The sequence below is a fragment of the Eionea flava genome (genome assembly GCF_055393785.1).
Map to the genome: position 1 here is coordinate 828,418 of NZ_AP036018.1, position 14,516 is coordinate 842,933.

The following is a 14,516-nucleotide window of genomic DNA, read 5'->3' on the forward strand; positions in this document are numbered from 1 at the left end:
TGATGTTATTTTAATTACTACGTGTGCCAGTGTATACGAAAATCAATAAATGGATGGGGGTTGTGGTGTTAATAAATTCAATGGTGGGCGTAGCCTACTTCTATCAACGCCAATATTGGTTGGCGCTGTCGTTTTTAGCTGTTGCAGGTATGAGTATGAATGCTATTGCAGCACCTAAAAAAGTCTTATTGCCCGAATGGCAAGCGTATGACGAATCAAGCAGGGTATCGGTTGATCATGGCCTATGGCAGGCTGTGTTAGATCGTTATCTTGTTACGGATGCATTGTCGCAAACCTATGTTAACTATTCAGGGTTAAAAGCAGAAGCTACTCAACAAGAGGCTCGCACACAAGCGCTTGGCAAAAAGCAGCCAACATTGCTTGAAGAGTATATGGGTAAGTTACTTGCTATTGATCCTCTTACGCTTAATCGTAACGAGCAAAAGGCTTATTGGTTAAATTTATATAATGCTGCCACGGTTCAATTAATGGTTAAGCATTATCCCGTCAGTTCTATAACAAAAGTGGGGGGAGGATTTTTTAGTTTCGGCCCTTGGAATGATGAAATATTAACGATTAACAATCAACTGTTGTCTCTCAATGATATCGAACACGGTATTTTGCGTCCTATCTATGATGACCCTCGTATTCACTATGGGGTTAATTGTGCGAGCTTATCTTGCCCTAATTTATTAGCGCAAGCGTTTACCGCCGATAATACAGAACAGTTATTAGATCAGGCTGCGCGTGATTATATTAACCATCCTCGGGGTGTATCTGTAGAGGCTCAAAAAGTCACTCTGTCAAAAATTTATGATTGGTACCAAGAAGACTTTAATCACTCAGCTAACGGTGTACTACAACATGTGCGGCAGTATGCGAACGCTGAGCTAATCGCAGTGCTTGATCAGCTTAATCAACCTTATTTTCGTTATGCTTATGACTGGCAATTGAATGATTGGTTGGTGGAATAAAGCGGTTCTATAGTGGTTTTTTGCCACCCCCATACCTGTTTTAGCGAATATTTACCGCCACTCTTGATTGGCTTTGATGAATAACTATTCATGGCAACTCTTGGTTGTTTGGTGTTTAATGCTCGCCTTAGATGGAATTACTTTTTCTTATTGACCAATTATTGAGGTATTTATGTCCGATATTCAACCTAGCACCTTAGAAGAGCAAGCGTCGTATGGTATTGGCTTGCAAATGGGTGATCAGCTAAAAGGCATGTTTGATGGTGCATCACTCGATGCCGCCTTGGCAGGCTTACGTCATGCGTTTAATGGCGAAAAAAACATTGTATCTAATGAAGATATTAATGCGGCTTTTACCGTTATCCAAGAGCGTGTAAAAGAGCAACAAGACGCACAAGCCAAAGAAGCCGCTGGCGAAGGCGAAGCTTTTTTAGCAAAAAACGCAGAGCGTGATGATATTCATGTGACCGACACTGGCTTACAGTATGAAATTATTACTCAGGGTGACGGTGAATTACCGAGTGCGAGCTCTACCGTACGCACGCATTATCGCGGAACATTAATCGATGGTACAGAATTCGACAGTTCGTATAGCCGAAATGAGCCGACAGAATTCCCAGTTAACGGTGTGATTGCTGGTTGGACGGAAGCGCTACAGTTAATGCCTGTAGGCAGTAAATGGAAATTATATATTCCTTACAATCTTGCCTATGGCGAGCGTGGTGCTGGTGGCGCTATCGGCCCTTATCAAGCCCTCGTCTTTGAATTGGAATTATTAGCGATTGTCTAACTTGCGTTGCTATATTGTGATTGATTGAAAAGTGCGCCAATGGCGCACTTTTTTTATCCCCATTATTTTTTGAAGAGTGAGTATTTATGGCATTAAAACCAACGATTTATAAATTTACGTTGATGGTGTCTGACTTTAACCGTGACTATTACGAAGAATTACCACTGACCGTTGCACAGCACCCTTCAGAAACGGTTGAGCGAATGATGGTGAGAGTGCTCGCATTTTGTCTGTCTGCGCAACAAGAGGGGCTGAGCTTTACCAAGGGTTTATCTGCAGTCGATGAGCCAGATTTGTGGGTAAAAAGTTTAGATGATCAGCTACTGACATGGATTGATGTCGGCGAGCCCGCAGTGGATCGTATTAAAAAAGCGGCACGTCGCGCTCAGGAGGTTTTGGTTTACAGTTTTAACCATAAATCAGAGAGTTGGTGGGCCAAACACCAAGTCGACTTTGCAAATTTATCCGTGTCCGTTTATCAATTTCAGTGGGAGCAGGTTCAGCAATTGGCGCAGTTAGTTGAACGAACTTTGTCTGCCTCGCTGACCATTACAGACAATAATTTACACTTTTCCATTGATACTCTTGCTTCCGACAATCATAGCTGTGATTTGCAATACCGCACCTTGCAGGATAAAAGCAGGTAATGAGACGGTAAAAAGCGGATTAACAGTCCCTAGTTTTTGGTTGCTATTTTAGGCTTAGTTAATCCTGCAATTAATGAACCCACCACAATCAGCAGACTCGCGATGGCGAGTGTGCTGGTCGCCTCCCCAAAACCGACGAGTACTAGTAATACGACAGAAATTAATGGTGTGCTGTACGCGAGTGTGCCTAATAGCTGAATATTGCCGTACTTTACGCCATAGTCCCACGTAAAAAAGGCAATGCCTACCGGTCCTAAACCTAAGCCAATAATGCTTAGCCATGCGATAGTTTCTGTTGGCCAGCGTGTCTCTTCCCATAGTAAATGCGAGATAAGTGCGAGCAATGCAGTGACACCGCAAAACCATCCGACGGCATCAGTCGGCACAGTTTTTACCAATCGACTGAGCACCGAGTAAGATGACCAAATTAATGCACACATAAACGCCGTTATATAGCCTTCGATATATGTCCAAGTAAAACTATTTGAATTAGGGCTAATGAGTAACCAGCAGCCAAAAAGTGCGAGTGTTGCACCCAACAGGTAACGCGCTTTAAATGATTCACCAGGTAATAATGATGATAAGAGAACAATCAGTAACGGCCACAAATACGCAATAAGGCTGACTTCAATAGCGGGCGCTAGTGTCATCGCTTTAAAATACGCAAAGTGATAGCCGAATAAGCCGCCAATACCAATACACCACGCGAGTAAGGGTTGCCGAATAAACTGTATACCCTTATGTCCTTTAAGCCACCAACGTATATTCATTAAGAAAAAAGCAATAGCAAATGTCATCGCCATCATTTGAAACGGAGGGATTTGGTCGCCGGTTAGTTTGGTCAATAAAGCGAGAGTACCCCATAAAATAATAGAAATAGAGCCAATAAATGTTGCAATAGAATATGGGTTCATAATGAAGCCGTGCTTAACGTGCCGTTATTCTTCATTGGCGATACGAATACGCTCAAGGCGTGCTTCCTCTTCGGCGAGTGCGGCTTTTATTTCTTCAAGTACAGCATCGACATCTGCCTCATTGTCGTCTGCGATGTATTGCCCGCTGAGTACGTAATCGGGATGTAATTCGCCATCTTCGTATAAATCCCACATTTCTTTGTCGTAATGGGTGTCTAATAATGCCGGTGCGTATTGTCCATAATAGTTTTTCATATTTTCGATGTCGCGAGTTAACATGGCTTGCGCATTGTTGTTAGCGGCGGCATCGACCGCTTGTGGCAAATCAATAATCACAGGGCCATAATCGTCGACCAGTACATTAAACTCTGATAAGTCGCCGTGTACCACACCGGCACATAACATACGCATCACGTAGTGCATCATTACTGCGTGGTCTTCTTCGGCCTGTTCCGTCGACATGCTGACATCACCGAGTCGTGGTGCGACGCTACCTTCGTCGTCGGTGACAAGTTCCATCAGCAGCACGCCATCAAAACAACCATAAGGTTGTGGCACTCTTACACCAGCACGGGCGAGTTTATATAAGGCATCTACCTCGGCATTCTGCCATGTTTCTTCTTGTTGCTTACGACCAAACTTAGAGCCTTTTTCCATGGCGCGTGCGCGTCGGCTATTGCGCACTTTTCGGCCTTCTTGGTATTGCGCGGCTTTTTTAAAGCTGCGCTTTACGGCTTCTTTGTAGACTTTAGCACAACGTATTTCGTCACCGCAGCGCACAATAAAAACATCGGCTTCTTTGCCGCTCATCAACCGGCTTAATACAGCATCAACTAATCCATCGTCGACTAATGGTTGAATTCTTTTGGGTATTTTCATAATGAGTGTTCACTGCTGTTTCGTTACTTGATACCGTCATACCGAGCTTGATTCCATCACTGTCCGGAATAATATCCCAGCCGTCATACCGAGCTTGACTCGGTATCAGTCAGAGCCTGAATTCACTGGATTCCGGATAAGCAAAAAACGCTTTCCGGAATGACGTTATCTTGTTTTGATTTTCATGTCGTCTGTTCACTGTGAGGCTGCTATTGCCGTTGGCGCAGCTTATCGTCATTTAATGCCGTCATGCCGAGCTTGACTCGGTATCAGTCAGAGCCTGAAACCACTGTATTCCGGATAAGCAAAAAGCGCTTTCCGGAATGACGCCATCTTACTTTGATCGTCATGTCTAGTAAGAAAATTGTTGCCCACTAATGGTACGGCTTTCTTGGCTAAGTAAATATAAGTATAGCGGTATTAGCTCGTCGGCGGGTTTCACTGTGCTGGGGTCTTCAGCAGGAAAAGCCTGCGCGCGCATGGCTGTGCGTGTTGCGCCGGGGTTAACGCTGTTAGCACGAATAGCACTGGTTTCATCTAATTCATCGGCCAAGGTCTGCATCATATTTTCGAGTGCGGCTTTTGATGCTGCATAGGCTCCCCAGTAGGCGCGGCCGTGTAAACCGACACTGGAACTGGTAAAAATGACTGAGGCTGATTCTGTTTGTTGTAATAGTGGTAACAGGTATTTTGTGAGAGCAAACGGTGCGGTGACGTTTACCTTCATTAATTTTTCCCATACGTTAACGGGGTAGCTGCCAATCGAGGTGCGCGCGCCTAATTCAGCAGCGCAATGTACCAACCCATCAAGTTGTCCATATTCGCTAGCGATACTGTCGTGCAGTGTTTGATAATCGGCATCGGTGGCACTTTCAAAATCGATGGGGACTATGGCTGGCTGTGGTGCTGTCGGGTGGTCTGTTTCTATTTCGTCATAGATGTCGGTGAGTTTTTCAACGGTGCGCCCAAGTAAAATAACGGTGGCACCGTAGGCTGCAAAACTTTTTGCAAGTGTGCGGCCAATACCAGCACCGGCACCCGTCACAGCAACAATTTTTCCATTGAGTGTACTGCTAGTGGGTGTGAAATTTTTCCAGTCGTTCATTAATCGCTTTCCTGTTATTTGTTTTATTTATTCTCTATTCTTTTATTAACGATGCTCCAAATATCATCGCTATTATGGGCAATATAATCGGCGTTCCAAGCAGCGATGTCGTCACTGGGTTTGGTATAACCAAAGGTGACCGCAATGGTGGGGCTGCCGGCACGAATGCCGCAGTCAATATCGCGTTGGTGATCACCAATATATAAGGCTTCTTCTGGTTGGCAGCCCACTTTTTTACATGCCAGTAATAGGGCTTCTGGGTCGGGTTTGGGTTTGCTTACATGATCGGGGCAGAGCACAAGGTTAGGGTGTGCGGGGAGATCACATCGCTCTAAAATAGGGTCAGTAAATCGCGCTGGTTTATTGGTGATAATACCCCAGAAAAGTTGCGCGCCTTTGAGTTGGCGAATTAAAACATCCATGCCCGGGAACAATACGCAGTGTTTACCCATATGTTGTTCATAGATATCGAGTAAGCGTTGATGTCGTTCATGAAAGCCGTCGTCACCGACCTGTAAGCCAAAACCAAGTGTGGTGAGCGCGCGACCGCCATCAGACACTGTTGCTCGGATAAGGGCTTCATCAACACGGGGCTGTTGGTACTCATCCATCAATTGATGCATGGTGTTAAAAAAATCCGGCGCACTGTCTAGCAGTGTACCGTCTAAATCAAAAAAAACGGCTTTTACAGTCATAAATCATCATTCATCAGTCATAGGCTAGAAGCAGCAAGCAATAAGTGGTCGATATGGGTGATAAAACCTTTCATATAAACTTTCCGTCATTCCAAACTTGATTTGGAATCCATGGGAATCTCTGATCAACCGCTTTTGTCATTCCGGGCATGACCCGAAATCCCCATAAATTAACTATGAATAGATTCCGGCATGCGCCGGAATGACGGTTAATCAGAGGTTTCCATATGTTATTTATAGTGCGTTATTTCTTTACATGAACAAGGTAATTCACACTCACATCATCGGAATTTAGACGATATTTTTTGGTGAGTGGATTGTATGTCATTCCCGTGATTTCTTTCCATGTAAGGCCTGCCGCGCGAGCCCACTGAGCCATCTCCGAAGGTTTAATAAACTTTGAGTACTCATGGGTGCCTTTGGGTAATAATTGAAGTACATATTCCGCACCAAGGATAGCAAACATATAAGCTTTAGGATTGCGGTTAATGGTTGAAAAGTACACATCGCCGCCTGGCTTAACGAGATTGGCGCAGGCTTGGATCACTTGGCTAGGATCGGGTACATGCTCAAGCATTTCGAGGCAAGTCACAATATCGTAATTCTCTGGTTGCTCTTCGGCGAGTGCTTCCGCGGTGATTTGTCGGTAATTGATGGTGACACCACTTTCTAAACTATGGAGTCGTGCAACACTGAGTGGGGCTTCTCCCATATCGATGCCGGTTACTTGAGCACCGCGTTGTGCGAGTGATTCACTCAGAATTCCACCGCCACAGCCCACATCTAATACATTGAGTTCGGCAACAGGAGAGCGGGCATCGATAAAGTTAGCCCGCAGAGGGTTTATATCGTGCAGGGGTTTAAATTCACTATTTCTATCCCACCAGCGTTTAGCTAGGGCTTCAAATTTAGCAATTTCTTGGGGGTCAACATTGCTTGTTTTATTGTCACCTGAGTTGTCGGTCATGCCTGAAATCCTATGTGTTCATCATATAAGGCTTGGGTGTTTTTATGCCTGTTTCGATACTTATTTAAGGTGCGATTTTTTCTTGCCATTGTCGCGCTTTGTTAGCGATATCTTTTGCGTTGAGTGTCGTTAATTCTCGGTCTTTCATAAGTAGTTGGCCATTCACCCAGTTATGACTTATACGGTGCCCGTTGTGGGTATAGACGATGTGCGATGTGATGTCGTGTAATGGTGCGTGCTCAATATCGTCGAGTTGAATAGCAATCATGTCGGCATATTTACCGATTTCAAGGCTGCCTGTATCGTTCTCTATTCCCATCGCTTTTGCCCCGTTGATGGTTGCCATTTGAATAGCTTGTTGTGCACTAACGGCGGCAGCATCTTTGGCAACGGCTTTGCCGAGCAAGGCGGCGGTGTGCATTTCGCCAAACATATCCAAGTTGTTGTTGCTTGCGGTGCCATCGGTTCCCAGTGCCACATTAACATCTGCTTTTATTAACTTGTCTACTGGACAAAAACCACTGGCTAATTTGAGGTTAGATTCGGGGCAATGAATAACATGTGCGCCGGTTTTTTGTAATAGGGTAATATCGTCGTCGTTAATGGCGGTCATATGAACGCATTGGGTGGTGGGAGTGAGTACCTGTAAATCATAGAGTCGTTGAATGGGTCGTTTGCCTGACTCGTTGACGGCGTTATCCACTTCGCCTTGTGTTTCATGTAGGTGTACTTGAATGCCGCTTTGTATTTCAGGGGCTAGGTTGGCAATGCGGCTAAAGGTATCGTCCCCAACGGTATAAGGTGCATGCGGACCAAAGATGATGGAGATGCGGTCATGATTGCGGTAGTCATCTCTGAGTGCTAACCCTTTGCTCATGTAGTCATCGGGGCCATTCCCCCAAGCGCAGGGAAAATCAAAAATAGGAAAAGTAATTTGGCAGCGCATACCTGCATGATGAGCGGCCTGAGCAGTTTCTTCCGGGAAAAAGTACATATCCGAGAAACAGGTCGTGCCGCTGCGAATCATTTCGGCAATGGCCAGCTCCGCACCATCGCGTACAAACTCGGCAGAAACGTGCTGTGCTTCGGCGGGCCAAATATGGTCGTTTAGCCAAGTGTCTAGTGCTAAATCATCGGCGTAACCACGCAGTAACGTCATGGCGGCGTGGCCGTGTGCATTAATTAAACCCGGCATCAATACATGGTTGTGGAGGCGATATTCTTCTGTGGCGCTATAGCGTGTATGAATATTGTCACTCGGTTTGATGGCGATAATTCGTTGTTGGTCGACCACGATTGCGCAATCGTTCAGTACGGTATTTTTGGGCACAACGGGGATGATCCATTTTGCATGTACAATAAGATCAACGTTTTGCACCAATACTGTTTGATGGGGTGTGGTTTGAGATGGCGTTTTAGAAGACATGAGGAAACGGTAGCCAGTAATGTTAAATGAATTTACGCGCTATTTTAACGGTAAATGACTGGCAAAATATACTGATACCCGTGGCGGATTCTAAAACATTGAACAAAACACAGACTATTTCTTCAGTAATACACTATAAACATATTCTATAGGTCTAGCCGCAGCTTGACCTACATGGAAATAGGGAATGCAGGTTTTGCAGGAGTAAAAACCTGTCACTGTTGCCAAGAGTTATTGAATAAATAGTCTGCTTTTCTGTTCTGTGAGCGTAATTTAGCTCAAAATACACGCCGAGTAATGATGCTTTTAGGCAATGTGCTTTTTAAATAGGCCATTCCATTGGCTCTTATTTAGATGGATAACCGTGTTAGTTAGTAATTAAGCAAACTGATTCATTGTGTTGTCTTCTCCTTCCGCTTTTAATGCCTTTTCACCGGAAAAATACTGCTTGTGATCATCACCGAGATTAGAACCCGCCATATCTTGATGTTTAACGGTGGCAATGCCGCGACGTATTTCTTGGCGCTGAACACCTTTGACGTAAGCGAGCATGCCATCGTCGCCAAAATAACCTTGCGCTAATATATCTGTTGATAGCGCGGCTGTGTGGTATGTAGGCAAAGTGATTAAGTGGTGGAAAATACCGGCATGCTTGGCGGCATCCTTTTGAAAGTTTTGTATTTTACTATCTGCCGCTTTGCCTAATTCAGTTTCGTCGTATTTGGCATTCATTAATTGTTGACGATCATAGCTTGATACATCACGCCCTTTTGTTGACCAAGTATCGAAGACCTGTTGGCGAAAACTCATTGTCCAGTTAAATGACGGAGAATTATTGTAAACAAGCTTTGCATCGGGGATCTTTTTTCGAATACGGTCAACCATGCTAGCAATCTGACCTACATGAGGCTTTTCTGTTTCAATCCACAATAGGTCAGCCCCATTTTGTAATGATGTAATACAGTCAAGCACTACGCGATCTTCGCCGGTGCCTTCTTTAAATTTGATAAGTCCGTTAGGTAGGCGAACAGGTTTAACTAACTTGTCTCCCTGTTTTAATACCATGTCGCCTTCATCAAGATCTGCAGGTGACCGTACGACAGTCGTTTCGATAAATGCGTTATATTGTGAAGCAAGGTCGCCCTCTGTTTGTGATACGGGAATTTTTTGTGTGAGACCGGCGCCTAGAGAGTCGGTACGAGCGACAATAACGCCATCATTTACTCCCAGTTCTAAAAATGCATAACGAACGGCATTAATTTTAGCGAGGAAGTCTTCGTGAGGTACGGTGACTTTTCCATCTTGGTGTCCACATTGTTTTGCATCTGATACTTGGTTTTCAATTTGAATGCAGCAAGCACCTGCTTCAATCATTTTCTTAGCGAGTAAATACGTGGCTTCTTCGTTGCCGAAGCCAGCATCAATATCCGCAATAATAGGTACAACATGTGTTTCAAAATTATTTATCTTTTCTAAAGCATGGGCTTTGGCTGTGTTGTTCCCTGTGCTGGAAGCGTGGTCTAAATCTCGATATAAGTGGTTTAATTCCCATGCATCAGCCTGCTTCAAAAAAGTATAAAGCTCTTCAATTAATGCGGGAACAGATGTTTTTTCATGCATAGATTGGTCGGGTAGAGGGCCAAATTCGGAACGTAATGCAGCGACCATCCAACCTGATAAGTATAAGTAGTTTCTTTTTACCGATTTAAAGTGCTTTTTGATTGAGATCATTTTTTGTTGGCCAACAAATCCATGCCAACAACCTAGTGATTGAGTATACTGACTTGAGTCATTATCGTAGTTTGCCATGTCTTGGCGCATAACATTGGCAGTGTATTTGGCAATATCAAGACCGGTGGCAAAACGATTTTGTAGTCTCATTCTTGCCGCACTTTCGGGGTTGATGGCAGACCAAGGTGAGCCATTCTTTTCTTTAATTTCATTGATAAGATTAATGGTTTGTGTGTAGTGATTCATTATTTTTCTCTCTTCGTGTTATTTTGTTAAATTGATTGATTGAGTAACTTTTTTGCATCTATTCGATACTGGTGTAATAGTGGCTCGGTGTACCCGTTAGGCTGATTCTTTCCTAAGAAAATAAGATCTCTTGCTGCTTGGAATGCGAAACTTTCTTCGGGCTTTGGCCCCATAGGAATATAAGTAGGGTCGCGTCTGTTTTGTTCGTCAACGATGGTAGTCATACGATACAAAATTGCCGATACTTGCTCTGCTGTACATATACCGTGATGTAACCAATTGGCAATATGTTGGCTAGAAATTCGCAGAGTCGCTCTATCTTCCATTAGTGCAATATTATTATTGTCGGGCACTTTAGAGCAGCCAATCCCTTGATTAATCCAGCGTACGACATAACCTAAAATGCCTTGGATATTATTTTCTAGCTCTCTCTCGATCTCTTCTATAGAGAGTGTTCTATCGAGTAATGGCAATTTCAGCATCTCATCTAAATGTATTTTTTCTCTATTGTGGATAGAAACCTGTTCGGCAAATACATCGACTTGATGGTAGTGGATAGCGTGTAACGTTGCTGCTGTTGGAGAAGGCACCCATGAGGTGTTCGCACCTGATAAAGGGTGTGCTTTTTTACTTGCCATCATGTCTGACATGGCATCAGGTTTTGGCCACATACCTTTACCAATTTGAGCGCGCCCCGATAACCCGCAAGCTAAACCAATATCGACATTACGGTTTTCGTAGGCAGTAATCCACGATTGATATTTAATATCTTCTTTGGGTAAGAATGGGCCTGCGGCCATGCTGGTATGAATCTCATCACCGGTGCGATCAAGAAAGCCGGTGTTAATAAATACACAGCGATTTTTTGCCTCGCGGATGCAAGCTTTGAGGTTTATTGATGTGCGGCGTTCTTCATCCATAATGCCGAGCTTTATAGTATGTTCCGGCATATCTAACAGTTGCTCTATTCTTGAAAATAAACGGCAAGTGAAAGCGACTTCTTCGGGGCCGTGCATTTTGGGTTTAACAATATAAATACTGTTAGTTTTACTATTCGAGATACGCTTGTCGGTATTTTTTAAATCAATACTGCCAATGAGTGCAGTGAAAATGCTATCAAGAATGCCCTCGGGAATCGTATTGCCTTGGGCATCCTTGATCGTATCAATTGACATCAAGTGGCCAACATTACGAATAAACATTAAGCCGCGGCGGCGAATATAATAAGCATCTCCATCTCTTCCGGTGAATATGCGGTCTCTCTGCAGAGAGCGCATCACGGTGCGGCCTTCTTTGATAAAGCAAGTACTTAGTGTGCCCGTCATTAAGCCTAGCCAATTGCGATATACCTCGATTTTATCTTCGCTATCAACGGCGGCAACGGAATCTTCGCAATCCATAATCGTTGTTAAAGCAGACTCAATACGTATATCCTCAATGCCAGCAACATCTAAGGCACCTATTGTTGATGTTGGCGCAATACAAAGGTTAATTTGTAGGCCATTATTTTTAAGAATAATTTCATGAGGTGAATTTTTCGATCCGTTATAAGCGACAAATTGTTTTGAATCTGACAAGCCTACGTAGGTTCCATCTTTTAAAACCGCGATAAAGTTTTGGTAATAAATTTGATATAGCGTTACATCGTTATGAGAGGCCGCACCCGCTAAAGGAAAATGGTCATCAAGAAATTCACGGCCTAAGCGCACCACCTCACCGCCCCTTAATGGATTGTAGGTTTCGTACTCTTTTAACTTGCCAGTCTTTGGGATGATATCGCTACTATAAATAGCATCGTACAAGCTACCCCAGCGAGCATTGACTGCATTTAAAGCGAAGCGTGCATTTTTTAGGGGCACAACGAGTTGTGGGCCAGCCATAATGGCAATTTCATCATCGATATTGGCGGTTTCAATGGTGAAATCCTCCCCCTCATCGACGAGGTAGCCTATGTCCTTTAAGAAGTTTTTATAATCAGCGCTATCAGTCGTGCGATAGTTATTGCTTTGATGCCAGTCATTAATCTTTTGCTGTAGCTGCTGTCGCTTCTCTAGCAAGCTATTGTTGTCTGCGGTGAACTCTTCAATGATCTGTCGTACGCCTTGCCAGAGTTGATCGCTTGTTATTGTTGTGAGTGGAAGCACTTCGTCTTCTATAAATTGACGAAATGCCGAATTGACGATTAATTCTTGCTCTATCGTTGATGCTGCATCCACCATGGTACCTGCCTCGGTTGCTTATAAAATTGACTAGTAAAAGAGTCTCTGGGTTAAGTACTTGATCTACACAATGTTGTTTGATTTGAGTACTTGATAGTATTCTAGGTTAGATGGTTATATAATTTCACAATTAAAATTTCACAGTGTTAATTTTACAAAATGAATAAAAAAACATCGCTTTTACGTAAAGGTCATTTTCTGGGAACTAAGATACGCAATCTCAGAAAGCGCAATAACCTCACTATGGAAGACCTTTCGGTGCGTTGCGTGCAAATAGATGCAAATAGCGCCCCGTCGGTCTCTTATTTGTCGATGATAGAAAATGGTAAGCGCATACCCAGTGAAGCAATGCTAGAAGTGATTGCAGAAGTTTTTCAGAAAGATTTACATTGGTTTTTGGATGAATCGCCCGACAAAGCGGTGATTATTAATAGCCAGCAAAAGAAAGGCGGTATAGCCGGTGTCGCGTTAGAGCCAGAGTTTTTATTTTCAAAGCAGCATTTACAAAGTGCGTTACCAGAAATGCTGTCGCAGACAGGAACATCAGGGCAGCAATTTGCTCATTTATTGATTCGCTCACACCAAGAGTATCATCAGAATAATTTTCCGGATCTTGAAAAAGCAGCCGAGAGTGTAGGGCGTAAGCAAATGCCTATGGCTTTGGATGATTTAAATCACTTGATCAAAAAGATGGGAATGCGTATTAAGTGGTTTAGTCGTGAGCCGGATAGTATTCCTGATGAAGCTAATAAAACCACGAACACACTCATTCGTTCATTTTATGAGCCGACAGGTGTGATTTATGCAAATGAATTACTTAAAGATCATCCTGAGCGTTTGAAATTTGACTTGGCGACTCACGTAGCGCACTACGTACTTTATGGAAAAGATGGTTTATCAAGTACTCATGCGGTTGGTCATGGATTGATTGGACGCACATTGAGAGAAACCAGTGAGCTGCATGAATCAATGACAATCGATTCGACTGAAATTTTACAGGCATGGAGAGACTTTGAGTGTAGCTTTTTTGCGAGTGCTTTACTTTGTCCTAAAACACCTTTTAAGCAACATCTTAATAAAACGGTTTACGCCATTGATGCTAATACGGCACTAGGTGTTTCTCCCGCTGCGTATATGCGCCGAATGACATCGGTGTCTCCTTACCCGCATTGGCACTTCTTTGATGCTTATCCACCCGGTAGACTTAAGGCGGTTTATCGTGGCAATGGCATCCCGTTGCCTATCGGTAATATGCGGCCTATACAAGATCCTTGCCCGCACTGGTCGTTGTTTCGAGTGCTTGCTGCAGATACCAATACACCTAAAGCGCAAATTTCTATTTTGCGTAAAGGTGATGAGGATATTATTTATTGTTGCGATTCTATATGTACTACCGACTTGGCAGGCAACGCGCATGTTTTATGTGTAGGTATTGATCTAAATCCCGCGTTGGCTTCTCAGGGGATTAACCCTCAGGAAATTGCACAAAGTATCAAGTCCAGTTGCTTAAAAGGCGGTGGAGAAGCGCCTATCCCTGCAAATTGTAAAAAAGAGTTAAGTCGCGTAGGTCGCATTTTGAACATTAGCTGGATTGAGCGTGGACTTAGGCATGATGCAATTGTGATTTGTCCGCGCGGCGGATTGTGCCCAAGAGACGTGCAATGTACGGCAGGAATTGAACCATTAGAGCCCTCATTGAGCATGAAAGATATTCGTCAGCAAATTATAGAAAATACTGAACTTGGATAAGTCTCGCCCCGCTAATAGGTTTAGCTTCCCCGTTTTTTGGTTAGTTTTTGATGATTGGTAATAGATTCAATAAAAGCAATTTTTCACTGGATTTATTGGGCTGAGTCGGTAATAATTAAAGAGTTGCTATTAGTCATGGGTTAATCTTTTTTATGATTTGATTCAATTGATTGG

The 14,516-nt window shown here is 43.6% G+C and carries 12 protein-coding genes; 4 read left to right on the forward strand and 8 right to left on the reverse strand.

Annotated features, from left to right (window positions below):
- The first annotated feature begins 65 nt into the window (after positions 1-65).
- The 3 genes from ACZ5O6_RS03770 to ACZ5O6_RS03780 all read left to right on the forward strand — a co-directional run bounded on the left by ACZ5O6_RS03770 (position 66) and on the right by ACZ5O6_RS03780 (position 2,411).
- On the forward strand, positions 66-974 hold the full coding sequence (locus tag ACZ5O6_RS03770; protein WP_447091066.1) for a DUF547 domain-containing protein: 909 nt from the start codon (positions 66-68) through the stop codon (positions 972-974).
- Between the two features lie 172 nt (positions 975-1,146).
- A complete protein-coding gene (locus tag ACZ5O6_RS03775; RefSeq protein WP_447091065.1) occupies positions 1,147-1,764 on the forward strand; it encodes an FKBP-type peptidyl-prolyl cis-trans isomerase in 618 nt (205 codons plus the stop codon).
- 86 nt (positions 1,765-1,850) lie between these two features.
- The gene (locus ACZ5O6_RS03780) at positions 1,851-2,411 is read left to right on the forward strand and encodes a YaeQ family protein (protein WP_447091064.1); all 561 of its coding nucleotides are present in this window, start codon (positions 1,851-1,853) and stop codon (positions 2,409-2,411) included.
- 29 nt (positions 2,412-2,440) lie between these two features.
- Here the strand turns inward: ACZ5O6_RS03780 and yddG are convergent, their stop codons facing one another.
- From yddG to ACZ5O6_RS03820, 8 genes are all read right to left on the reverse strand, one after another.
- A complete protein-coding gene (gene yddG / locus ACZ5O6_RS03785) occupies positions 2,441-3,325 on the reverse strand; it encodes an aromatic amino acid exporter YddG (RefSeq protein ID WP_447091063.1) in 885 nt (294 codons plus the stop codon).
- Positions 3,326-3,349: 24 nt separating this feature from the next.
- Positions 3,350-4,204, reverse strand: a complete 855-nt coding sequence (locus ACZ5O6_RS03790) for a PA4780 family RIO1-like protein kinase (RefSeq protein WP_447091062.1) — start codon at positions 4,202-4,204, stop codon at positions 3,350-3,352.
- Positions 4,205-4,556: 352 nt separating this feature from the next.
- Positions 4,557-5,309 (reverse strand): YciK family oxidoreductase, encoded by a 753-nt coding sequence (locus tag ACZ5O6_RS03795; RefSeq protein WP_447091061.1) that lies wholly within the window; start codon positions 5,307-5,309, stop codon positions 4,557-4,559.
- Between the two features lie 23 nt (positions 5,310-5,332).
- Positions 5,333-6,004 carry an HAD family hydrolase gene (locus ACZ5O6_RS03800; protein ID WP_447091060.1) on the reverse strand — a complete coding sequence of 224 codons (672 nt, stop codon included), beginning with the start codon at positions 6,002-6,004 and terminating at the stop codon, positions 5,333-5,335.
- 244 nt (positions 6,005-6,248) lie between these two features.
- The gene (gene ubiG, locus ACZ5O6_RS03805) at positions 6,249-6,971 is read right to left on the reverse strand and encodes a bifunctional 2-polyprenyl-6-hydroxyphenol methylase/3-demethylubiquinol 3-O-methyltransferase UbiG (RefSeq protein WP_447091059.1); all 723 of its coding nucleotides are present in this window, start codon (positions 6,969-6,971) and stop codon (positions 6,249-6,251) included.
- A gap of 64 nt (positions 6,972-7,035) precedes the next feature.
- On the reverse strand, positions 7,036-8,397 hold the full coding sequence (locus ACZ5O6_RS03810) for a TRZ/ATZ family hydrolase (protein ID WP_447091058.1): 1,362 nt from the start codon (positions 8,395-8,397) through the stop codon (positions 7,036-7,038).
- Positions 8,398-8,775: 378 nt separating this feature from the next.
- Positions 8,776-10,374, reverse strand: a complete 1,599-nt coding sequence (locus ACZ5O6_RS03815; protein ID WP_447091057.1) for an isocitrate lyase — start codon at positions 10,372-10,374, stop codon at positions 8,776-8,778.
- 26 nt (positions 10,375-10,400) lie between these two features.
- Positions 10,401-12,593 carry a malate synthase G gene (locus tag ACZ5O6_RS03820; RefSeq protein ID WP_447091056.1) on the reverse strand — a complete coding sequence of 731 codons (2,193 nt, stop codon included), beginning with the start codon at positions 12,591-12,593 and terminating at the stop codon, positions 10,401-10,403.
- Positions 12,594-12,752: 159 nt separating this feature from the next.
- On the opposite strand from ACZ5O6_RS03820, the gene ACZ5O6_RS03825 reads away from it, so the two are divergent.
- Entirely contained in the window at positions 12,753-14,342 is a 1,590-nt protein-coding gene (locus ACZ5O6_RS03825; RefSeq protein ID WP_447091055.1) for a DUF3612 domain-containing protein, read from the forward strand.
- Positions 14,343-14,516: the final 174 nt, after the last annotated feature.

Coding starts and splice junctions, on each gene's coding strand:
- ACZ5O6_RS03775 (WP_447091065.1), top strand. CDS start 1,147: ATGTCCGATATTCAACCTAGCACCTTAGAAGAGCAAGCGTCGTATGGT.
- ACZ5O6_RS03780 (WP_447091064.1), top strand. CDS start 1,851: ATGGCATTAAAACCAACGATTTATAAATTTACGTTGATGGTGTCTGAC.
- yddG (WP_447091063.1), bottom strand. CDS start 3,325: ATGAACCCATATTCTATTGCAACATTTATTGGCTCTATTTCTATTATT.
- ACZ5O6_RS03790 (WP_447091062.1), bottom strand. CDS start 4,204: ATGAAAATACCCAAAAGAATTCAACCATTAGTCGACGATGGATTAGTT.
- ACZ5O6_RS03795 (WP_447091061.1), bottom strand. CDS start 5,309: ATGAACGACTGGAAAAATTTCACACCCACTAGCAGTACACTCAATGGA.
- ACZ5O6_RS03800 (WP_447091060.1), bottom strand. CDS start 6,004: ATGACTGTAAAAGCCGTTTTTTTTGATTTAGACGGTACACTGCTAGAC.
- ubiG (WP_447091059.1), bottom strand. CDS start 6,971: ATGACCGACAACTCAGGTGACAATAAAACAAGCAATGTTGACCCCCAA.
- ACZ5O6_RS03810 (WP_447091058.1), bottom strand. CDS start 8,397: ATGTCTTCTAAAACGCCATCTCAAACCACACCCCATCAAACAGTATTG.
- ACZ5O6_RS03815 (WP_447091057.1), bottom strand. CDS start 10,374: ATGAATCACTACACACAAACCATTAATCTTATCAATGAAATTAAAGAA.
- ACZ5O6_RS03820 (WP_447091056.1), bottom strand. CDS start 12,593: ATGGTGGATGCAGCATCAACGATAGAGCAAGAATTAATCGTCAATTCG.
- ACZ5O6_RS03825 (WP_447091055.1), top strand. CDS start 12,753: ATGAATAAAAAAACATCGCTTTTACGTAAAGGTCATTTTCTGGGAACT.